The sequence below is a fragment of the Nocardioides sp. GCM10030259 genome, assembly GCF_042666375.1.
GTDB lineage: Bacteria > Actinomycetota > Actinomycetes > Propionibacteriales > Nocardioidaceae > Nocardioides.
This window is the reverse complement of the sequence record NZ_JBHTDF010000002.1, coordinates 123,017-142,990: the sequence shown is the minus strand read 5'-3', so window position 1 is coordinate 142,990 and position 19,974 is coordinate 123,017. Positions and strand designations below refer to the sequence as shown.

Below are 19,974 nucleotides of genomic sequence, written 5' to 3'. Positions count from 1 at the left end.
GCCGACCTTCGTCTGTAAATACCCTCCCGCGCAAAGAGCAGCGATCGGCAGGATCTTCGGCCTTCCGGGTGAGGTCGTGGACAACCTCGGCGTCAGGTCAGCCGGACTCGCGCGGCTCCACCCGCCGCATCACCGGGGAGGCGAGCACGCCGTGCACGAGCACCGACAGGACCACCGTGAACCCGACCGTCGACCACAGCCAGTCGGCGGCGAGCTCCTCGTCGTACCCGGCGGCGTAGGCGAGGTAGTAGATCGAGCCGACGCCACGGACGCCGAAGAACGCCGCTGCCCAGCGCTGCCCACGGTCGAGCGGAGGGCGCTCGCGGTGGGCGAGAGGGGCGAGGGCGACGAGTCCCGCCACGGGGCGGACGACGACCACCAGCGCGAGGCCGAGCAGGACTCCGCGCCAGTCGAGGCTCTCGAGGAGCCCGCGGCTGAGCGCGATGCCGAGGACCAGCAGCACGAAGAGCGTCAGCAGCCGCTCGAGCCGCTCGACGACCTCGTGCATGGCGGCGTGGTAGTCGTGCGCCCGCTCGGCAGACCGGAACGTCAGCGCGCACACGAAGACCGAGAGGAAGCCGTAGCCGCCGACCACCTCGCCGACGCCGTACGCCGTGACCAGGGCGGCGAGCGCCATCAGCGACTCGCCGCGCTCGGCGACCCGCAGCGATCGACTGCGCGATCGGAACGCGACGTACGCGAGCAGGCGCCCCACGACGACCCCGGCCGCGACGCCGATGACTACCTTCCCGACGAGGTAGAACCCCAGCCACTCGGCGATCCAGTCCTCGGCCCCGCCCTCGGTGGCCAGCAGGATCGCGGCGTACACGAACGGGAAGGCGAGCCCGTCGTTGAGCCCCGCCTCCGAGGTGAGCGTGAACCGCAGCTCGTCGGTCTCGTCGACCTCGTGGTCCCCCGTCTGCGGCCCGGCGACCTGCACGTCCGAGGCGAGCACCGGGTCGGTGGGCGCGAGCACGGCTCCGAGCAGCAGCGCCGCGGCCGCCGAGAGGCCCGCGGCCCAGCCGAGCATCGCGAGGCCGGCGATGCTCAGCGGCATCGTGATGCCGAGCAGCCGCCAGGTCGTGCTCCACCGGGCCCACGACGCGCGCCGCCGCGGCGAGAGCGGGCGGTGGATCGCCAGGCCGACGCCCATCAGCGCGACCAGCACGACGACCTCGGTGACGTGCTCGATGGCCGCGCGGTTCTCCTGCGGGTCCAGCGGCAGCCCGTCGGGCAGCGGGGTGAGGCCGATCAGCAGCCCCACGCCGACCAGCACCATCGGGGCGGAGATCGCCCACCGGTCCAGCACCGCCGGCAGCACGACGGCCAGCAGCAGGCTGGCGCCGGCGACGACGTACACCAGGTCGGCGGTCACGTACGCCGCGTACCCGAGGCGCTACCGGCCCACGCGCCTCCCGAGGACGACGGCCACCGCGCCCGCGCCCAGCCCGACCTCGACCCGGCGCGCGCTTGAGCGCCGGGCGGGAGCGTCGTCGGCCGACACGCGGTGCACGGTCAGCTTCCGCGGGTGCCGCAGCCGCACGGTGACAGGCACCCGGGGCACAGGCGTCCGGACGCGCTCCGCCGGGTCGTAGACCGAGACGTCGCGCCACAGGAGGAGCACGTATGTGCCGTCGCTGCGCTGGGTGAGCAGCCGCCGCCCGTCGGCGGGCATCCCTGCGGTCCGCACCCGCAGCCGGCCGGGCTCGAACGCCGCAGGCGGGTCGTCGGCGAGCAGCCCGATCAGCCGCCGCATCGCGAGGTAGGCCGGCTTCGGGGTGAGGTCGTGGCGCAGCAGGCCGAAGTTCGCCTCGCGGTCGGTGTGCGACGGGTCGTCGAACTCGTCGATGAGCTCGTAGGTGTAGACCCGCGCGTGGCCGCGCAGCACGTGCTCGAGCAACAGCCGCGGAAGGTACTGCCCGGCAACGCCCTCCGGGACGCCCCGGAACGAGCCCCGGTCGTTGACCGCGTTGTGGTAGCCGGTCTCGGTGACGACCACCGGCCCACCGGTCACGGCCCCGCGCAGCGCATCGATCATCGGGCCGACGGCCGCGCCCGGCCGGTCCGCGCCCGGGTAGGCGTGCGCGTTGGCGACGTCCGACCATGGCGAGAGGTCGCCGAGCGCCGGGTAGTTCTGGCCGAAGGCCAGGGCCGGTGACAGCAACGGGAGCCCGGACGTGGCCGGGTCGGCCCGGGCCGCCTCGGCAAGCCCCCGCTGCCAGGCGGTCGCCTCGCGCGGCCACCCGTCGCCGCCACCGAAGTGGTCCCACTCGTTGACGCCCTCGATGCTCTCGACCGCCCCCGCCGGCAGCTGCGCAACCGTGTCGACGTAGTCGACCGGCTTCGCGCCGGTGCCGGGCCGGCCGAGGATCAGGTCGAACTTCGCACCCGCGGCGGCGACCGCCGCGATCGCGGCGTACTGCCGGGGCGCGTCGAGGTAGAGGTCGTCGCGCACGTGCCGCACCCCGAGGTCGGCCACCGCCTCGGCGACGGCAGCGGTGTCGCGGTAGGGCGTGTCGAGGTAGTTCGTGTGGATCCCGACGCCGTAGGAGTCGACCACCGCCTCGGACCGGATCGCCTGTACGCCGAGCCGGTCGGACCGCGGGCGGTCGTCCGTCTCCGCGGCGTGCGACGGCGCACCGTCGACCACCGCCACGAGGGCGAGGAGCAGTGTGGGGAGTGCCGTCCCGATCCGGCGCATGCCCGCATAACGTCGCGACTGCCGTGGTCGTTACGTGGCAGTGGGGACCGATGGCCGGGTCGACTACCTCGACGGCATCCGCGCGGTGGCGATCGCCGCTGTCCTCGCGCTGCACTGGTTCAGCTGGTACGTCCCGCTCTTCCACGGCGGCTCGATCGGAGTCGACCTGTTCTTCGTGCTCAGCGGCTTCATCATCACCACCGTGCTCTGGCGCGCCCCGACCGACTGGTCGGCGTGGGGCGCGTTCCTGCGCCGCCGCGTGGTCCGGCTCTACCCCGCGCTGCTCGGCCTCGTCGTCGGCGCCGTCGTCCTGTACGCCGTCGTGCCCACCGCCCCCGTCGACGCGGTCGAGGTCGCGCGCCGCGGCGTCCTCGCCCTGACCCAGACGTCGTCGCTGTGGGCGGCCGGCCAGGACGGCAGCCTCTGGCTGCCCGGCCTCCAGCCGTTCGGGCAGACCTGGTCGCTGGCGGTGGAGTGGGGCTTCTACCTGCTGTGGCCCGGCTGCGTGATCGGCGCCCGTCGCGCCGGCTGGTCGGCCCGCCGGCTGGCCGCCGTCGCGCTGGTCGTCGCAGCTGTCGCGTATGCCGCGTCGCTGCCGCTCGGCGCCTTCTGGTTCTACTTCGGGCCGGCCGACCGCAGTGCCGAGCTGCTGGTCGGGGCCGCGCTCGCGCTGTGGACGCTGGACCGTCCGGCGACCACCACCCGGAGCGAGCTCCCGGCGGTGCTGGCGCTGGTCGCGGTCGCGGCGTACGCACTCCTCGCGCCGGACGCCCTGAGCCCCGTCTACCGCTACCTCGGGGTGCCGCTCGCCGTCGTCGCCGCGGTCGTGCTGATCCGCACCGGGTACGCCGGCGGCCGCGGGCCGGTCACCCGGCTGCTCGGTCACCCGTGGCTGGCCACCACCGGGCGGCACAGCTACAGCCTCTACCTGTGGCACGTGGTGCCGTTCCTGCTGCTCGAGGAGGCACCGGGCCCGAAGCCCCTGCTGGGGCTGGCCGCGGTCGCCTCGGCGATCGGGCTGACGGTGCTGAGCTACCGCTACCTCGAGCGGCCGTTCCTGCGACCGCGCGGCGACCTGCTGCGGCCGCGGACCGAGCCGGTCAGGCCGACGCCAGCACGCCCAGCTTCGCCAGCCGCGTGACGAGGTCGTCGGCGGCGGTCGCGGTCATCGTGAGCCCGATCCGCTCCGCGACCGCACGCCGCCGCTCGGCACCCAGGTCTCCGTCGGCCGCGACGTCGGCGAAGAACTCCTCGAACGGGCGGCCGGCGAGGTCGACCACCTCGCCCGGCACCCAGTCGAGCACGTCGGGCGGCACCAGGTCGCGGTCGTAGCCGTTCCGGTCGGGCACGAGGAACGCGATCGGCCGGTCGACCAGCAGGTAGTCGACCCACACGCTCGAGTAGTCGGTGACCAGGCCCGAGGCCTCGCCGAGCAGCTCGTAGAGGGTGACGCCTGCCGCGTCGAGGGCGGCCTCGTCGACGGTCAGCGCGCCCGCCCAGGCGCGCCGGTCGGCGTCCATCGGGTGCGGCTTGACGACGAGCTGGAGCCCCCGCGCGCGCAGGCCGGCGGCGAGCTCGGCCAGCCCGGCGCGGTCCTCCGCGACCGGCCCCGCCTTGACCCGCATGGCGCCGACCGCCCGCGCGCGCCGGAAGGTCGGCATCCACACCACGAAGTCGCCGGTGATGCCCAGCCGCGCGAGCCCGCCGGGCGCGGGTTCCCGCCAGAGCTGGTCGGTGCGCGGGTTGCCGGTGACGAGCACGCGCTCGGGCGGCAGCCCGAACGTCGCGGCCTGCAACGGCGAGAAGAGCGACGTGCTGCCGACGAACCACGTGCTGGCGACCAGGCCGCCGGCGTCCCGCGCCGGGGCGATGCCCTTGGGGCCGTCGCCGTGCCAGAGGTTCACGACCGGCTTGCGCGCGACCGGCCGCGGGCTGCCGTAGAGGCCGTGCGTGAAGAGCACGGTCTCGGCCCGCAGGTAGGCCCACAGCCCCACCGGGCTGGCCTTGCGAACCGGCACCAGACCGCGCTCGACGAGCCGCGCGACCTGCTCCGGCACCGGCCCCCCGTCGCGCAGCCACACCACCCGCCCGGCGTACCGGTCGACGAGCGCCCGCGCGACCTCGACGCCGTTGCCCTCGGTCTCGGGGTACGCCGAGACGACCACCGATCGCGACTGCGGCATGACGCGCGACAGCGCCCGGAGCACCACCCGCAGGGTCGCCAGGGTCGCGGTGAGCGCCAAGTTCCTCATGCCGGTGCGAGCTCCGTCGTCGGGGCGGGGGCGCCGTCGGCGTACCGCGCGAACGTCGTCGTCACCACCCAGCCGAGCAGGCCGCCGACCGCGTGCCCGATGCCCCACGCCGCCGCGACCCAGACCGTGCCGTGCCCGACCAGCGCGAGCGCCAGCCCCAGCATCACCAGGGTCGAGACGAGCTGGACGCCGATCATCGCCGCGAGGTTGGCGGCCAGCCGCAGCCGCATCATCCCCCAGTAGTTGAGGGCAGCGCCGACGCAGGCGAGCGCCAGCACGCGCAGCGTCGCGGTGCCCTCGTCGACGTAGTGGGCGCCGAAGATCGCCAGGAAGTACGGCGCCAGCAGGACCATCGCGCCGCAGCCCGCGACCGCCCCACCGAGCAGCAGCATCCCGCTCCGCCGCACCAGCGCGTGCCGGCCGTGGGTGGCGCGCTCGCACTCGGCGTACGCCGCGTTGCCGACCGCCAGCACACCGGCGTTGAGGAGCGCGGCGACCTGGAAGCTGATGAAGTAGGCGCCCGCCTGCGCCGACCCGAGGGCGTTGACGACGACCAGCGGGAAGACCAGCAGTGGCAGCACCGTCAGCACGTAGGTGACGTAGCCGGCCGCGGCGAACCCGCGGTTGGCGAGCAGCTCCGGCGACGGCCGCGGACGGCGCGGGCCGGGCACGTGGCGCAGCACGACGACGAGGCTGGCGGCCGCGCAGCAGAGCAGGGCCAGCCCGACCGAGCCGTAGAGCCCGAACGCACCGGCGCCGGCGAGCAGGAACGGCAGTCCGGACTTGAGCACGCCCAGCAGCAGGCCGTTGAGCCGGAAGAACGACCACACCCGGTCGATGGCGAGGAAGACGCTGTCGGTCAGCACGTTGAGCGCGGTCGCCGCCACGAGCACGGCGTACGCCGCGATCGTCCACGGCGACTCGAGCACGGCTGCGAGCCGCGGCGACGCGACCGGCAGCAGCAGCGCATAGGCGAGGGCGAACGCCGCGCCCGCCGTGGTCACGACCAGCGCGGCGGCGACCACGTCGGCCGCCCGGCGGGAGCTGGTGGGGAGGGTGCGGACGATCGCGATGTTCAGCCCCACCTGGGCGAAGAGCGCCAGCGAGTCCCCCGCCGCGACCAGCGAGCCGGCGAGGCCGACGTCGTCCGGCGAGGCCAGCCGGGCCGCGACCACCCAGAAGACCGCGCCCGCGCCGGCCATCAGCAGCGTGGTCGCGAGCACCACCATCGAGTTCGAGATCAGCTTGCTCATCGGTAGACCCTCGCGTCGGGGGCGCTGTAGACGAGGTCGAGGTGCCGGTCGAGGGCGCGCAGCGGGTAGCGATAGGTGAGCAGGTCGCCGGTGTAGAAGACCGTCGACTCCCCCTGCTCGAGGATCTGCCCGTCGACGAACACGTAGGCGTCGCGCGAGAGCAGCGTCGGGTAGAGGCGGTCCGAGACCGGGGCGCGGTTGTCGCTGAGCCCGAGCAGCCGCACGTTGACGTTGCGGTTGGCGATCAGCCGCTCGTTGGTCCGGTCGGCGCGGTCGACCGAGCCCAGCCAGGCGATGCCCTGCTGCTCGGAGTCGCTGACGTGGAAACGGTCGTAGTAGCTGCCGGCGTTGGCGATCGCGATCCGCTGCTGGGTGCCGGCGAGCACGACGAGCAGCGCCACCGGCACCACCGCGGCCAGGAACGGCCGGCGCAGCGCCAGGGCCATCCCCATCGCCATCACCGGCGCGACGACCAGCAGCGTCTGCTGGAAGGCGCGCAGGACGCCGTAGTCGACCGACAGGTTGGGCACCACGACGATCAGCCCGAGCGCCGCCATCGACCCCCAGGTCAGGTACAGCAGCTCGCGCGGCATCCCGACGCCCCAGCGCCGCCGCAGCAGGTGGACGAGGCCGAGCAGCAGGAACGCCTGCATCACCAGGGCGCACGCCGTCTTCACCGGCGTGGCCGGTTGCTCACGCACCGCCGGGCTGAGCACCGCCCCGCCGGGGTCGCGGAGCACCTGCAGCTCCGGCGGGATCTCGGCGTCGCGGTGGTCGAGGGTCGCGCCCACGAAGAGGTCCATCCGCTGCTCGGGGGTAGCCCGGTCGCCCGCGAGCACCCAGTAGGACGTGTCCGACGACGCCGGCCCGTCGTCACCGTCGCCCAGGATCGACTGCACGGTCTCGCTCAGCACCTCGCGAGCGTGCCCGCCGGTGCCCGTGATCGGGCCGGCCCAGGCCAGCGTGATCGCGAACAGCGCCGCCACGACCCCCGGGTGCAGCAGCACGGACGGCGGGCCCTCGGGCGCTGCTCGACCGCGCCGGCGCCGTACGACCGACGCGACCGCGACGAGGGCCAGCGCACCGCCGAGCGCCATCAGCAGCACGTACGTCGTCGAGTAGTGCGACAGCACCACCCCCACCCCGAACGCCAGCACCAGCAGGCGGGTGCGGACCCGCGTGCGCGCGGGCGAGGTCGCCGCGAGCAGCATCAGCGCCAGGAAGAAGAAGGCCAGCTCCTGCCGCACCAGGTAGGGCATGTCGGTGAAGTACGTCGGGAACGCGATCGTCAGGACCGCGGCGGCCAGCGCCAGGCGGCGGTGCAGGAAGCGTCGCGCGAGCAGGTAGGTCAGCACGGGCACGACGGAGAAGACGAGCTGCAGCAGCACCTTGAAGACCACCACCCCGGGCAGCCCGGTCGCCTGCGCGAGGACCGTCGGGAGGATCGTCACCGACAGGCAGGCGTTGTAGGCGCTGGGCAGCGCGGACATCGTCCAGTCCTGGGCGCCGTCGGCGAGGCGGAACGCGAGGTACTCCGCCTGGACGTCGTGGCCCGTGATCGCCCAGCCACGCAGGGAGGTCGCGAGCAGCAGGCCCGCCGCCACCAGGCCGAGGACCCAGCCGTCGCGACGGCCGTCGTGGCCGAGCGCCTGGGCGAGGAGCGCGGCCGCCCCGACGACCACCGCAGCGATGGCGACGACGCCGGAAGCCCCGTTGTTGAGCCGGATCGCGCCGACCACCGACAGCAGGAGCGACAGTGCCGCGAGCGCCGGCGCGAGCCGCAGCCGCGCGTCGACGAGGGCGCGGCGTACGTCGTGGACCTCGCCGGCCCGCACCAGCGGGATCTCCCGCCGCCAGGCCAGCAGCGCGGCGTCGACCACGAACCAGCCGATCGCCAGCGGAGCCGGCGCGAGTGGCCGGTCGACGCCGGCCGACGGCAGCGCGACGTCGAGCAGCAGGCCGCCGACGACCAGCCCGAGCACGGTGAGGCCGAACGCGTAGGGCAGCGCGAACGCCCGGCGGTAGAGCACCCACGTCGGCAGCGCGACGAACCCCACCAGCGCCGCGAGCGGCCGCAGCACCGGCACGTCGACGTCGAGGACCACGAGGCCCAGCACCACGGCGAGCACTGCGACCTGCACGACCAGGTCGAGCGGTCGCCGACGCGGCGCCGCGTCGGTGTCGAGGTGGCGCGCGAGACGCTCCAGCTGAAGGGTCACGAGGCCGCCTCGGCGGGTGGCGGAGCCGCCAGCTCGGCCTCGACACCCCACCGCGACAGCGGCAGGTCGGTCGCCTCGGGCCAGCGCAGCAGCACGGACTCGTGGATCGCGAGCATCGCCTCGAGCAGCGCCTGCGGCGAGTCGAAGTCCTCCGGGTCGAGCGGCCGGTGCAGGCGGATCAGCGGGCGACCGCGGTCGTCCTCCTCGGAGGTCATCACGACCACCGGCGCCCCCGCGACCTCGGCCAGCCGGGCTGCTCCGAACGACCCGCGGACCTCGCGGCCGACGAACCTCAGCGGCGTACGCCCCGGAACGTCCGACGCGATCGCGACGACCTCGCCGCGGGCCAGCAGGTCGAGCAGGCCGTCGGTGCCGATCCCGGCGCTGACGGCGGCGCCGCCGTTCATCGATCCGACCTTGACGTGCTGCCGCAGCCACAGCGGCGCGTCGGGCTCGAGCATGTAGGGGTGGACGACGATCTGCGGAGCGACGCCGAGCCGGGCGATCGACGGGAACGCGCCGTCGTAGTAGCCGTGGTGCACGAAGTTGAGCAGCACGCCGCGGCCGAGATCGCGCGCCGCCAGCAGGTGCTCGAGTCCCTCGACCGGCAGCGAGGTGAGGGTCGCGGGGTGCCAGCGCAGCTCGCCGCGGCGCGCCTGGTAGCCGACGTAGGCACGGGCGACCGCCTCGAGGTCGGACTCGGGGCGCGTGTGCTCGAGCAGGAAGCGCATCTGGGCGCGCGCGTCCTCGCGCACGGCCTCGCGCCGCCACTCCAGCCGGGCGCGCGTGCGCCACAGCAGCGGCAGCAGCGACTGCGGCACCGCAGCCCGCAGCCGGGCGACCTTCTCCTCGGTCGACGTCATGCCGCCACCTCCCTCGTCCTTCGTCGTGCGCCGGACCCTGCTGCCCGCGCGATGACGTCGAGCGTCGGCTCCACGCGGAGCGACCAGTCCCACCGCGTCGTCTCGACCTCCGGCGGCGCCACCAGCACCGCGGCCAGCGCCTCGGCCAGGGCCACTGGGTCGCCGGGCGGCACCAGCCGCCCGTCGACGCCGTCGCGTACGACGAACGGGATGCCGCCCACGTCCGACCCGACCACCGGGCAGCCGCACGCCAGCGACTCCGCGAGCGCCATCCCGAAGGACTCCGCCTCGGTCAACGAGGGCAGCACCGTCACGCCGGCCCGCTGGTAGCGGGCGGGCAGGTCGACGTGGTCGACCCGTCCCGCCCACTCCAGGAGATCGTCGACCCCCATGTCAGCGGCGCGCCGACGCAGCCGGTCGACGTCATCACCGTCACCGACGATCTCCAGCTCGATGTCGGGCACCAGCTCGCGCAGCCGCACGAGCGACTCCACGAGCACGTGGAGGCCCTTCCAGCGCGAGGTCTGCTCGACCCGCCCGACGTACAGCACCCGGCGCTCCCGCGGCCGGTCGGACGGCCGGAACACACTGCCGTCGACGCCGGGCGGCACCAGGTGGGCGCGTCCGGTCGCGTGCGCGAGGGAGACGGGCGACACCGCGACGAGCTCGGCGCAGCGCGCGAAGACCCGCGGCAGCACCCGCCGCTCGTAGGTGCGCAGCATCCCGTCGACCGGGTGGCCGCCCTTGACCAGCGAGCCCGCGTGGTAGGTCAGCACGACCGGCACCGGCGACCGGAACGCCGCGATGTCGGCCAGCCCCGGCACCGGCGCGTGGGCGCTGACGACGTCGATCCCGAGCCGGTCGAGCAGCCGCGGCAGCCGCCACCACCACAGCGGGTTGACCGGGGTGTTGGAGAGCGTGAACCAGGTGCCGAGCCTGATCACCGGCATCCCGTCGTACGTCGTGCGCCGGGTGCGCCGAGACCGGTCGGTGCAGACGACGGTGACGTCGTGGCCGGCGTCGCGGAGCGTGCGGGCGACCCACGCGGCGTACTGCTCCACGCCGCCCGGCTCGGGCGGGAACCGCGGCGTGACGACGGCGACGCGCAGGGGCGCGGTCATCGCCGCACCTCCGGGCAGTGCGCGCGGAGCGCCTGGTCGCGGCCGCGCAGCCGGACCTCGACGGCGTACTCGCGCGCGGGACGCGGGAGCAGCAGCCGCGTCTGCGTCGTGTCGCCGGGGGCGACGCGCACCTTCCCCTCGTCGCGCTCGGTCCTCCCACCACCACGGACGGTCACGACGTAGCGCAGTCGCTTCGGCTCGGGCAGGTGGCTGGTGACGTCGAAGCGGACCCGCACGACCTTCTCCCCGGTGCGGCAGACCGGCAGCGTGCCGTCGGCCTCGCGCCCGAACGCGAGCTCCACCCAGGCCTGCTCGCGGTGCGTAGCGGAGAGGGCGACCTGCTCGCGTACGCCGGGGACGAGCAGCGTCGCGAGCGCCAGCAGCGCGGCGGCGACACCGGTCACGGGCAGCACGCGCTGCCACCACGGTGCTCGTTCGTCGCTCGCGGCCATGCTCCAACTCCCTCGCTCGGACGATCAACGCAGGGGGTGTCGGCGCAGTTACGCGGCGGCATACTCCGGCCGTGAACCGGTCCGTCCTGCACGTCGCCCACCACGTGCTTCCCCACGTCGGTGGGCTGGAGGCCGTGGTGGCGGCCGAGACCCGCGGCCTGCGGGCGCGCGGCTGGGACGTGCGCGTCGTCAGCAGCGCGGCCGGCGCCACACCCGGCACCCACGTCGAGGGCGGCGTCACGACGGTGCGGGTGCGCGCGTGGAACGTCCTCGAGGAGCGGTACGGCGCGCCGTTCCCGCTCTTCTCGCCACGCCTGCTGACCGTGCTCGGTCGCGAGGTGCGCCGGGCCGACCTCGTGCACGTCCACGACGCGCTCTACCTGTCGAGCTGGGTCGCCGCGCTGTGGTGCGTGCTGACGCGGACGCCGTACGTCGTGCACCGCCACGTCGGGTTCGTGCACCACTCGTCGGCGCTCGTGCGCCTGGTGCAGCGGGTCGTCCTCGGCACGGCCGGGCGGCTCGTGCTCGCCCGCGCCGCGGCGGTCCTGGCGATCGACGAGCCCATCGCGACCGGCCTGCGGTCCGGCGGCGTCGATCGCGTGCACGTGCTGGCCAACGGCGTCGACACCGCCCGCTTCCACCCGGTCGACGACGAGGAGCGCCGGCGCACGCGCTCGGCGTACGCCCTGCCGGACGGGCCGCTGGCGCTCTTCGTCGGCAGGTTCGTGCCCAAGAAGGGCTTCGGCGTGGTCGCCAAGGCGGCGAGCGACGACCACGCGATCGCGTTCGTCGGCGGCGACCGGCCCGACGGCGTCACCGACCCGCGGCTGCACTTCCTCGGCAGCCTGCCGCCAGAGCGGATGCCGGAGGTCTACGCCTGCGCCGACGTGATGGTGGTGGCCTCGGTCGGCGAGTGCCCGCTGACGGTGCTCGAGGCGCTCTCCAGCGGGCTCTTCCTGCTCGCCAACGACGACCCGGCGCTGCACTCCCCGTGGACCGCCGGCCCGGGCGTCGAGCACGTCGACATGGCCGGCGGCCGGCTGCCGGAGGCCCTGCGCAAGGCGTTCGTCGACCTCGATGCACTGCGCGAGGCCGGTGTCGCGGGACGGGCGCACGTGGCGGCGGCGTACTCCTGGGACGCCCACCTCGACCGGCTCGAGAAGCTTTACCGAGCCCAGGTGGAACGAGTTTCAATCTCCCCGTAACCCGCCGTTTCCCCACCCGTTGGGGTGGACGACACCAGCCGTGTCCGTCGTTCGTTCCTGTGGGGGTCCGAGATGTCCGTCGCGCTGCGCTATCGCATCGCCGCCGTCGTGCCCTGCCACAACGAGGAGGCGGCCGTCGGCAAGGTGGTCCGCGACCTGCGCGCAGCGGTGCCGGGCATGACGGTCTACGTCTACGACAACTGCAGCACCGACCGCACCCGCGACGTCGCCCGCGCCGCCGGGGCGGTCGTGTGCAGCGAGCCCCTTAAGGGCAAGGGCAACGTGGTGCGGCGGGCGTTCGCCGACATCGACGCCGACATCTACCTGCTCATCGACGGCGACGACACCTACGACGCGAGTGCGGCGCCGGCGATGATCGAGATGCTCGTCGACGCCAACCTCGACCAGGTCGTCGGAGTACGCCGCGGCGCGGCCTACCGCCCCGCCCACGAGACCGGCAACCGCGTGCTCAACGGCATCGTCACCGGCATCTTCGGCGACACGATGGGCGACATGCTCAGCGGCTACCGGGTCTTCTCCCGGCGGTTCGTGAAGAGCTTCCCGGCGGTGTCGCGCGAGTTCGAGATCGAGACCGAGCTGACCGTGCACTCGCTCGCCCTGCGGATCCCGTCGGCCACGCTGCCCGTCGGCTTCCGGGACCGCGCGGAGGGCTCGGAGTCCAAGCTCCGCACCTACCGCGACGGCTGGAAGATCCTCGGCGTCATCCTGTCGCTGACCCGCCACGAGCGCCCGATCTACTTCTTCGGACTGGTCTCCGCCGTGCTCACCGGGATGTCGGCGCTGATGGCGGCGCCGGTGCTGGCGCAGTACCTCGACACCGGCCTGGTGCCGCGGCTGCCCACGCTGTTCGTGGCGTCCTTCATGCTCGTGATCAGCTGCCTGTGCCTGCTGGTCGGGCTGATGCTCGACGGCCAGCGCAAGTCACGCCACGAGGCCAGCCGGCTCTCCTACATGCGGCATCCACCGATCCGGGGCGCATACGTCGAGGACCCCGGACCCGTCGACACGCCCTTCGGCGGCCAGATCGTCATCCCGCTGCCGCGGGGTCCCCTCGCCGACCCTGCGTGACCCTCAGGCCGGCTGGAGCTCCCGGGTGTAGAGCACCTGGCCGCCGATGTCGCGCAGGCTGACCGTCATCAGCCCGGCGTCGTCGATGTCGACGTGGCCGAAGAACTGGTTGCCCACCCGCGGCGACTCGTTGGACCTGGCGCCCGCCTTCTGGAAGTCGACGACCGGCCCGAACGTCCCGTCGAGCTGGTTGGGCCCGAAGGTGCCGGCGGCGACCGGACCGGCGACGAACTCCCAGAAGGGGTCGAAGTCGGTGAACCCGGCGCGCGCCGGGTCGTAGTGGTGCGCCGCGCAGTAGTGCACGTCGGCTGTCAGCCAGACGACGTTGCGCACGCCGGCGGCCTTGAACGCCGACAGCACGGCCGCGATCTCGAGCTCCTTGCCGAGCGGAGCCCCGTGGTCGCGGTTGGCGAGGCTCTCCTGGTTGACCGCGCCGTCGGGCACGACCAGGCCGAGCGGCAGGTCGGCGGCGATCACCTTCCACGTGGCGCGCGACCGGCGTACCTCCCGGATCAGCCACTCCGTCTGCTCGGTGCCGAGGATGTGGGTGGGCTCGGTCTCGAGACCCGGTGTGTTGGGGTCCTTGAACGTGCGCATGTCGAGGCAGAAGACGTCGAGGTGTCGGCCGCGCTCGACCTTGCGGTAGATCCGCGCGGGCGCGAAGCCGTCGCCGCGCCGGTGCGCCCGCGGGTCGGCGATCGGCTGGTACTCCTGCCACGCGCGCCGCGCCCGCAGGGCCAGCACGTCGACCCGCTTCTCGACGTAGCGCTCGTCGGTGAGGATCTGGCCGGGCCACCAGTTGTTGTGGGTCTCGTGGTCGTCCCACTGGGCGACGACCGGCACGTCGGCGGTCAGCGCCCGGAAGTGGTCGTCGAGCCGGGTGTAGCGGTAGCGGCCGCGGAACTCGTCGAGCGACTCCGCGACCTTCTCGACGCCCTCGGCCACGACATTGCGCCAGACCTGGCCGTCGGGCTCGGTGACCCGCTCGGCGATCTCGCCGTCGCCGTAGATGCAGTCACCGGAGTGCAGGAAGAACTCGGGGCGGGTGTCGAGCATCGTGCGGTAGCCGACCAGCCCGCCGAGGTCCGGGTTGATGCCCCAGCCCTGGCCGCAGTTGTCGCCGGTCCACACGAAGCTGGTCGCGCCGGACCGGACCGACGCTGTCCGGAACGTCGCCGTCTGCACCTCGCCGACGCGCCCGCGCTCGTCCTCGAACGACAGGCGTACGGCGTACTCGCGACCCGGATCGAGGCCGTCGAGCGGGAGCTTCGCGGTCCCGTCGGTGGCCGCCGTCGCCCACGGGCCCCGGATCCGCTGGCTGCGGCGGCCGGTCCGGAGCTCGGCCAGGAGGCGACCCGGCCCCGACGACCGTGCCCAGACCACGGCCTCGCGGCTCGTGACGTCGCCGGTCTGCACGCCGTACGGAAGCTGGAGCCGGCGCGACACCAGGGGCGGTGCCGCGACCGACCGGGAGCCGGCCGCGCCGGCTGCGGCGCCGGCGCCCACGGCGCCGGCACGGAGGAGGGTGCGTCGATGGAGGTGCTTCCCGAGACCAGTCATGCGCCCACGCTGGAGGGCGTGGGCGGCGCGCCGATGACCTCCCGGTGACGACTCTCGGGCAGGAAGGTTGCCGCCAGGCCCGGACTCAGACCGGGTCGGTGGCGGGGAGCTCCGTGTAGGGCAGCGCGCAGATCGTCAGGACGCGGGCCACGATGCCGCCCTCGCGGGCGCGCACCTCGATCTCGGCGCCGGCCTCACGGCTCTGCCGCATCGCGACGGCCAGCACGCCGACGGCGAGGCTGGGGAAGAACTCGACCTCCGACAGGTCGACGGACAGCGGCTTCGTGTGCTGCTCGGTGTGCTTCGCCAGGTCCTCCCGGAACACCGGGCCGGCGAGCTCGTCCACCGAGCCGACCACCCGGAGGACCTGCTGGTCGGCGTCGTACGACGCGGCGTAGGGGTTCTCGTCCACGCGGACAGAGTAGTGCGCCCGTCCATCACCCACTCGGGTGAGTTCCTGCACATCGTCGGGAGAATCGCGCGAAGGCCGTTTCCCAGCGGTCTCACTGGGAACACCAAGGGTGTGCCGACAAGAGTCGGCGACAACCGACACGGGGGAATGATGACGTTGACGCGCTGGTCGACGCGGCTCGAGATCGCGCCGACGTCGAGGTCGGCGCCGGTCGCTCGTCACGAGGTGCGGCAGCTGCTCACGGACGCGGGCGTCGCCACCGACGTCCGCGAGACGGCCGAGCTGCTCACCACCGAGCTGGTGAGCAACGCCGTCGAGCACGGTGGCGGCGCATCGTTCCTCAACGCCACCGTCGGCGCCGACGCCATCCGCCTCGAGGTCACCGACCCCAGCCCCGCCCTGCCGACGCCCTCGCAGTCGCTCGACGAGCTCAACGACCGCGGCCGCGGGATGCTGCTCGTCGCCGCCCTGGCGTCGCGCTGGGGCACCGAGCGGCAGCCCCCGGGCAAGACCGTCTGGTGCGAGATCGCCCTGGCCTGACCCGCCTGTCAGGCGCTCAGTCGTGCTTCACGTGGGCGTCCGGGCCGGGGTAGCACAGCCCCTCGTGCCCGTCGTCCCACTGCACGACGTACGGCGGCTGGCCGTCCGCGCCGCGCACCTCCGTCACCGTGCCGGACCGGCCCGACGAGTGGTCGGTCGGAGCCTCCACGATCAGCCGATCCCCTACCTCTGCCCGCATGTCTCCACGATGCTCCTGCGCACGTCGGTGCCGCAAGGTGCCGGGCAGCACGAAGGGGCCGCCCCTGCCGGGAGCGGCCCCTCTCTGCCCTGACCCTGCGTGAGTGTCAGGCCTCGATCGCCGTGCGCTCGGAGTCGGTCGAGTCGTTGATCTCGATCCTGCGCGGCTTCGCCCGCTCCGCGACGGGCACGACGAGGCGCAGCACGCCGTCGGCGTACGACGCCTCGATCCGGTCGAGGTCGAGGTTGTCGCCCAGCACGAGCTGCCGGCTGAAGACGCCCTTCGGACGCTCGGACGCCAGGGCCTCCCAGTCGCCGTTGCGGGCGACTCGCTCCGCGCGGACGGTGAGCACGTTGCGCTCGACGTCGAGGTCGATGCTCTCCTTCGCCACGCCGGGCAGGTCGAACTCGATCGTGAACTGGTCGCCCTCGCGCCAGGCATCCATCGGCATCACCGCGGGACGGTTGGTGGTGCCGAGCAGCTGCTGGGTCAGGCGGTCGAAGTCACGGAACGGATCGGTGGTGCGCAGCAACATGATGTCCTCCTGGTCCTGATGCCGAGGACCCGTGGCTCCGGGTCCGTATCTATAACGCTGGATACAGGTTTCTTATATTCCATCCGTCAGGCAAAATCAAGACGTGCCGGAGAGAGGTCGAGGGGTGTTCGCGATCTCGGTCGCCGCCGAGATGGTGTCGATGCAGATCCAGAACCTGCGCGTCTACGAGCGCCGCGGCCTGCTCGAGCCCGACCGGACCGCCGGCGGCAGCCGCCTGTACAGCGCCGACGACATCGACCGCCTCCACCGGATCCGTGAGCTGCTCGCCGAGGGGCTCAACCTCGCCGGCATCTCCCGGGTCATCGAGCTGGAGGCGCGCATCGCCGATCTGCAGGCCGAGGTCGCGCGACTCCGCCGGTGAGCGCCATTTCGGACGGCCCGGGAGGATAGGCCCGTGGATGTCTCGACGACGCTCTTGCTCGTGCTCGCTGCGGTCGCCGCGATCGTCCTCACCCACCGGGTCGCCGAGCGCACCGGGCTCCCGGCGCCGGCGCTGCTCACACTGATCGGCATCACGTACGCCGTCCTGCCCGGCCCGAACGTCCAGCTCGATCCCCACCTCGTGCTCACGCTGCTGATCCCGCCGCTGCTCTACAGCGCAGCGCTCGACTCGAGCCTGACGGCGATCCGCCACAACCTGCGGACGGTGGTCAGCCTGTCGGTGCTCCTCGTGCTGGCGACCGCCCTGCTGGTCGGCGCGGGGTTCGCGCTCTTCGTCACCGGCGCCACGCTGGCCGCCGGAGTCGCGCTCGGCGCGGCGATCGCTCCCCCCGACCCGGTCGCGGCGCTCGCCGTCGGGCGCAAGGTCGGCCTGCCGCCGCGACTGCTCACGCTGATCCAGGGCGAGGGCCTGCTCAACGACGCCACCGCGCTGACGCTGCTGACGGTCGCGGTGTCGGCGGCGACCGGCGACGGCTTCTCGACGTGGTCAGCGGCGGGCCAGTTCGTGGTCGCGGCGGCCGGCGGCGTACTCGTCGGCCTCCTCGTCGCGTACGCCGTGCGCTGGACCCGCCGGTGGTCGCAGGACCCCCTGATCCTCAACGCCGTCTCCCTCGCCACGCCGTTCATCGCCTACCTGGTGGGCGAGGAGGTGCACGTCTCCGGCGTGCTGGCCGTGGTGATCGCCGGGCTCGCGATCGGCCACGACAGCCCGCGCTCCGTGTCCGGAGCCAGCCGGCTGCAGGTCAACGCGGTCTGGCGCCTGGTGAGCTTCCTCCTCGAGGGCCTCGTCTTCCTGCTGATCGGCCAGCAGCTGCCGACGGTCGTGCGCGGCCTCCACCTGTACGACACATCGACGATCGTGATCGCCGCCGCCATCAGCGTCGGCGTCGCCCTCCTGCTGCGGCCGGTCTGGCTGGTCGCCACGCAGCTGCTCCCCCGCCGGCTGCACACCCGGCTCGGCGGCGGCGCCCGCGAACGACTCGGCGCCCGCGAGGTGCTCGTGCTGAGCTGGGCGGGCACCCGCGGCGTCATCACGCTCGCCGCGATCTACACGCTGCCGCGGTTCACCGACAGCGGCGAGCCCTTCCCCGACCGCAACCTGCTGATCTTCTGCGCGTTCCTGGTCGTGCTCGTGACGCTGGTCGGCCAGGGCGTGACGTTCGGCCCGCTGGTCCGGATGCTCGGGCTGCGCGCGAACGCCGTCGACCAGGCCCGCCTGCGCAACGAGGCGCGGTCCGCGGCTGCGCGGGCGGGCCTGGCCCGGCTCGACGAGCTCGAGCGAGGCGAGCACAGCGCGGGCATGGACGGGGCGGTCGCCACGCTCCGGGCGCAGCTCGAGCACCGGCTCACGCGGTACCAGCAGCGCCTCGACGTGCTCGAGGACGCCGACCGGCAGATCCCGGCCGACTCGGCGTACGAGGCAGCCGTCCAGCTCCACCTCGCCGTCATCGAGGCCGAGCGCGAGGAGCTCCTCCGCATGCGCGAGACCGGTCAGCTCCCGGACGCCAGCCTGCGCGTGCTCGAGCGCGAGCTCGACCACCGCGAGGTCCTGCTGCCGCCCCGGCGCTGACCTCCCTACATGAGTGGACTCTCACCGTCGCCTCACATGCGCCCCATCCGGACGGGGCACAGTTGAGGTCATGAAGACCCTGGCCCTCGCCACCGCCGCCCTGCTGACCGTCCCCGCTCTCGCCCTCGCGACCGCCGCGCCCGTCTCGGCGGGCAACGACGACGACCGCGAGCGCAGCGGCTCGTGCTCCGGCCCGACCGACTGGAAGATCAAGGCCGGACCCGACGACGGCCGCATGGAGGTCGAGGCCGAGATCGACAGCAACCGCTCCGGCCACACCTGGCGCTGGAAGCTGCGCCACAACGGCAAGGTCGTCGCCAGCGGCGTCGCGATGACCCACGGCCCGAGCGGCTCCTTCGACGTCGAGCGCCGCACCGGCAACGCCCCCGGCACCGACCACTACAGGTTCCGCGCGGTCCATCGCGCCTCCGGCGAGGTCTGCGTGGCCCGCGTCAGCCGCTGACCGTCTGCGGGTACAGGTCCTGCATGAGCACGACCACCGTCGTACGCCGCGCCCGGGCCGTCGCACGTGCCCACCCTGACATCGCGCTCGCCCTGAAGGCAGCGCTCGCCGTCATGCTCGCGTGGCTGGCAGTGCTGCCGTTCGGGTTCGCCGCGGAGTACCCCTACTACGCGCCGCTGGGCGCCCTGGCCGTCGTGTCGACCTCGGTCGCGGTCTCGGCGCGGAGCTCGATCGACGTCGTCGTCGCGATCCTGCTCGGATCCGCCATCGCGCTGGCCGCCCAGCTGCTCCCCCTGCCCGACCCCGTCCCGCTCGGCCTGGCCGTGATCTTCGCGAGCCTGGTGGCCGCCGGCGGGGTGGCGGGCTCGATGGGCGGCTGGGTGCCACTGGCCGCGATGTTCGTGCTCGTCGCGAGCAAGGGCGACCCGGTCGAGTACTCCGCGGCGTACGGCGGCCTCACCGCTTTCGGCGCCCTCGTCGGTGTCGGCGTCAATGTCGCGCTCCCCCAGCTGCTGCTCACCCCGGCGGCGATCGCCCAGGACCGGCTCCGCGCGCAGCTCGCCGACCAGCTCGACGAGCTGGCCACCGCCCTCGAGGAGGAGATCGTCAGCGAGAAGGACTGGAACTCCCTCCGCCACTCCCTCGACCAGACCGCGCGCGCCGCCGACCACCTCATCAGGCAGGCGCGCGAGGCGCGCCGCGCCAACTGGAAGGCCGTCCGCTGGGCCGAGACGTCCAACCGTCATGAGCTGCGCGCCCAGGCGCTGCACAGCCTCACGGCCTGCGTCGACGAGGTGATCGCGCTGATCGCCGACCAGCGCGCCGAGATCCGGAACGACGACCCCGACGCCGCCGACCTCCGCGTCCAGACCGCGCGCGCCCTCCGTTGCGTCGCCGCGCTCCTCCGCGACTCCACGTCCGTCGACGACGCCCGGCAGGCGGTCTCCGCCCTCCGCACTCGCGTCGCCGAGACCCAGGCCCGCACCGGCGACCACCACTTCGCCGCCGCTGCCATCACGCTCAACCTCGAGCAGGCCGTCGAGGCGTGGTCCTGACCGCAGGGGATTGACCAGGCGTG

20 protein-coding genes are annotated in these 19,974 nt (G+C 73.6%); 8 read left to right on the top strand and 12 right to left on the bottom strand.

Annotation, left to right across the window (positions count from 1 at the left end; all coding sequences use genetic code 11):
* Positions 1-97: 97 nt before the first annotated feature.
* Positions 98-1,375, bottom strand: coding sequence for a cation:proton antiporter (locus ACFQQI_RS00995; RefSeq protein WP_378556582.1), 1,278 nt, complete (start codon positions 1,373-1,375; stop codon positions 98-100).
* Positions 1,376-1,396: 21 nt separating this feature from the next.
* Complete coding sequence (locus ACFQQI_RS00990; protein WP_378556579.1) at positions 1,397-2,701, bottom strand: hypothetical protein; 1,305 nt, start codon at positions 2,699-2,701, stop codon at positions 1,397-1,399.
* Positions 2,702-2,735: 34 nt separating this feature from the next.
* On the opposite strand from ACFQQI_RS00990, the gene ACFQQI_RS00985 reads away from it, so the two are divergent.
* Entirely contained in the window at positions 2,736-3,842 is a 1,107-nt protein-coding gene (locus ACFQQI_RS00985; protein ID WP_378556576.1) for an acyltransferase family protein, read from the top strand.
* On the opposite strand, the gene ACFQQI_RS00980 is transcribed toward ACFQQI_RS00985, so the two are convergent.
* The 6 genes from ACFQQI_RS00980 to ACFQQI_RS00955 are packed head-to-tail and all read right to left on the bottom strand — an operon-like array spanning position 3,802 to position 10,861.
* Entirely contained in the window at positions 3,802-4,953 is a 1,152-nt protein-coding gene (locus tag ACFQQI_RS00980) for a CDP-glycerol glycerophosphotransferase family protein (protein WP_378556573.1), read from the bottom strand. The genes ACFQQI_RS00985 and ACFQQI_RS00980 overlap by 41 nt on opposite strands.
* A complete protein-coding gene (locus ACFQQI_RS00975) occupies positions 4,950-6,206 on the bottom strand; it encodes a lipopolysaccharide biosynthesis protein (protein ID WP_378556570.1) in 1,257 nt (418 codons plus the stop codon). The genes ACFQQI_RS00980 and ACFQQI_RS00975 overlap by 4 nt, the downstream gene beginning before the upstream one ends.
* Positions 6,203-8,425 carry a hypothetical protein gene (locus tag ACFQQI_RS00970; RefSeq protein ID WP_378556567.1) on the bottom strand — a complete coding sequence of 741 codons (2,223 nt, stop codon included), beginning with the start codon at positions 8,423-8,425 and terminating at the stop codon, positions 6,203-6,205. Before ACFQQI_RS00970 ends, ACFQQI_RS00975 begins: the two co-directional genes overlap by 4 nt.
* Entirely contained in the window at positions 8,422-9,288 is an 867-nt protein-coding gene (locus ACFQQI_RS00965) for a hypothetical protein (protein ID WP_378556564.1), read from the bottom strand. Before ACFQQI_RS00965 ends, ACFQQI_RS00970 begins: the two co-directional genes overlap by 4 nt.
* A complete protein-coding gene (locus ACFQQI_RS00960) occupies positions 9,285-10,409 on the bottom strand; it encodes a glycosyltransferase family 4 protein (RefSeq protein ID WP_378556561.1) in 1,125 nt (374 codons plus the stop codon). The genes ACFQQI_RS00965 and ACFQQI_RS00960 overlap by 4 nt, the downstream gene beginning before the upstream one ends.
* Positions 10,406-10,861, bottom strand: a complete 456-nt coding sequence (locus tag ACFQQI_RS00955) for a hypothetical protein (protein WP_378556558.1) — start codon at positions 10,859-10,861, stop codon at positions 10,406-10,408. Before ACFQQI_RS00955 ends, ACFQQI_RS00960 begins: the two co-directional genes overlap by 4 nt.
* Positions 10,862-10,932: 71 nt before the next feature.
* Between ACFQQI_RS00955 and ACFQQI_RS00950 the strand changes: the two genes are divergently transcribed.
* Together ACFQQI_RS00950 and ACFQQI_RS00945 are read left to right on the top strand one after the other, a co-directional pair.
* Complete coding sequence (locus ACFQQI_RS00950) at positions 10,933-12,066, top strand: glycosyltransferase family 4 protein (protein ID WP_378556555.1); 1,134 nt, start codon at positions 10,933-10,935, stop codon at positions 12,064-12,066.
* A 72-nt stretch (positions 12,067-12,138) separates the two neighbouring features.
* The gene (locus ACFQQI_RS00945; protein ID WP_378556552.1) at positions 12,139-13,155 is read left to right on the top strand and encodes a glycosyltransferase family 2 protein; all 1,017 of its coding nucleotides are present in this window, start codon (positions 12,139-12,141) and stop codon (positions 13,153-13,155) included.
* A 3-nt stretch (positions 13,156-13,158) separates the two neighbouring features.
* Here ACFQQI_RS00945 and ACFQQI_RS00940 read toward each other — a convergent pair whose 3' ends face one another.
* Entirely contained in the window at positions 13,159-14,715 is a 1,557-nt protein-coding gene (locus tag ACFQQI_RS00940) for an alkaline phosphatase D family protein (RefSeq protein WP_378556549.1), read from the bottom strand.
* Between the two features lie 85 nt (positions 14,716-14,800).
* Positions 14,801-15,127 (bottom strand): STAS domain-containing protein, encoded by a 327-nt coding sequence (locus ACFQQI_RS00935; RefSeq protein WP_378556546.1) that lies wholly within the window; start codon positions 15,125-15,127, stop codon positions 14,801-14,803.
* Positions 15,128-15,277: 150 nt separating this feature from the next.
* Between ACFQQI_RS00935 and ACFQQI_RS00930 the strand changes: the two genes are divergently transcribed.
* On the top strand, positions 15,278-15,667 hold the full coding sequence (locus ACFQQI_RS00930; RefSeq protein WP_378556543.1) for an ATP-binding protein: 390 nt from the start codon (positions 15,278-15,280) through the stop codon (positions 15,665-15,667).
* 16 nt (positions 15,668-15,683) lie between these two features.
* On the opposite strand, the gene ACFQQI_RS00925 is transcribed toward ACFQQI_RS00930, so the two are convergent.
* Together ACFQQI_RS00925 and ACFQQI_RS00920 are read right to left on the bottom strand one after the other, a co-directional pair.
* A complete protein-coding gene (locus ACFQQI_RS00925) occupies positions 15,684-15,866 on the bottom strand; it encodes a DUF1918 domain-containing protein (protein ID WP_378556540.1) in 183 nt (60 codons plus the stop codon).
* A 106-nt stretch (positions 15,867-15,972) separates the two neighbouring features.
* Positions 15,973-16,401: an Hsp20/alpha crystallin family protein gene (locus tag ACFQQI_RS00920; protein ID WP_378556537.1), complete on the bottom strand. Its 429-nt coding sequence runs from the start codon at positions 16,399-16,401 to the stop codon at positions 15,973-15,975.
* A gap of 103 nt (positions 16,402-16,504) precedes the next feature.
* Here ACFQQI_RS00920 and ACFQQI_RS00915 point away from each other — a divergent pair, with 103 nt between their 5' ends.
* From ACFQQI_RS00915 to ACFQQI_RS00900, 4 genes are all read left to right on the top strand, one after another.
* Positions 16,505-16,783, top strand: coding sequence for a MerR family transcriptional regulator (locus tag ACFQQI_RS00915; RefSeq protein WP_378556533.1), 279 nt, complete (start codon positions 16,505-16,507; stop codon positions 16,781-16,783).
* 33 nt (positions 16,784-16,816) lie between these two features.
* A complete protein-coding gene (locus ACFQQI_RS00910; protein WP_378556530.1) occupies positions 16,817-18,433 on the top strand; it encodes a Na+/H+ antiporter in 1,617 nt (538 codons plus the stop codon).
* Positions 18,434-18,503: 70 nt separating this feature from the next.
* The gene (locus tag ACFQQI_RS00905; RefSeq protein WP_378556528.1) at positions 18,504-18,896 is read left to right on the top strand and encodes a hypothetical protein; all 393 of its coding nucleotides are present in this window, start codon (positions 18,504-18,506) and stop codon (positions 18,894-18,896) included.
* A 23-nt stretch (positions 18,897-18,919) separates the two neighbouring features.
* On the top strand, positions 18,920-19,951 hold the full coding sequence (locus tag ACFQQI_RS00900) for a hypothetical protein (protein ID WP_378556525.1): 1,032 nt from the start codon (positions 18,920-18,922) through the stop codon (positions 19,949-19,951).
* Positions 19,952-19,974 lie beyond the last annotated feature (23 nt).

Excerpts from the sequence above, each read along its gene's own strand:
- ACFQQI_RS00925 (WP_378556540.1), bottom strand. The coding sequence starts at position 15,866 with ATGCGGGCAGAGGTAGGGGATCGGCTGATCGTGGAGGCTCCGACCGAC.
- ACFQQI_RS00965 (WP_378556564.1), bottom strand. The coding sequence starts at position 9,288 with ATGACGTCGACCGAGGAGAAGGTCGCCCGGCTGCGGGCTGCGGTGCCG.
- ACFQQI_RS00960 (WP_378556561.1), bottom strand. The coding sequence starts at position 10,409 with ATGACCGCGCCCCTGCGCGTCGCCGTCGTCACGCCGCGGTTCCCGCCC.
- ACFQQI_RS00980 (WP_378556573.1), bottom strand. The coding sequence starts at position 4,953 with ATGAGGAACTTGGCGCTCACCGCGACCCTGGCGACCCTGCGGGTGGTG.
- ACFQQI_RS00920 (WP_378556537.1), bottom strand. The coding sequence starts at position 16,401 with ATGTTGCTGCGCACCACCGATCCGTTCCGTGACTTCGACCGCCTGACC.
- ACFQQI_RS00975 (WP_378556570.1), bottom strand. The coding sequence starts at position 6,206 with ATGAGCAAGCTGATCTCGAACTCGATGGTGGTGCTCGCGACCACGCTG.
- ACFQQI_RS00900 (WP_378556525.1), top strand. The coding sequence starts at position 18,920 with ATGAGCACGACCACCGTCGTACGCCGCGCCCGGGCCGTCGCACGTGCC.
- ACFQQI_RS00905 (WP_378556528.1), top strand. The coding sequence starts at position 18,504 with ATGAAGACCCTGGCCCTCGCCACCGCCGCCCTGCTGACCGTCCCCGCT.
- ACFQQI_RS00930 (WP_378556543.1), top strand. The coding sequence starts at position 15,278 with ATGACGTTGACGCGCTGGTCGACGCGGCTCGAGATCGCGCCGACGTCG.
- ACFQQI_RS00945 (WP_378556552.1), top strand. The coding sequence starts at position 12,139 with ATGTCCGTCGCGCTGCGCTATCGCATCGCCGCCGTCGTGCCCTGCCAC.
- ACFQQI_RS00990 (WP_378556579.1), bottom strand. The coding sequence starts at position 2,701 with ATGCGCCGGATCGGGACGGCACTCCCCACACTGCTCCTCGCCCTCGTG.
- ACFQQI_RS00940 (WP_378556549.1), bottom strand. The coding sequence starts at position 14,715 with ATGACTGGTCTCGGGAAGCACCTCCATCGACGCACCCTCCTCCGTGCC.
- ACFQQI_RS00955 (WP_378556558.1), bottom strand. The coding sequence starts at position 10,861 with ATGGCCGCGAGCGACGAACGAGCACCGTGGTGGCAGCGCGTGCTGCCC.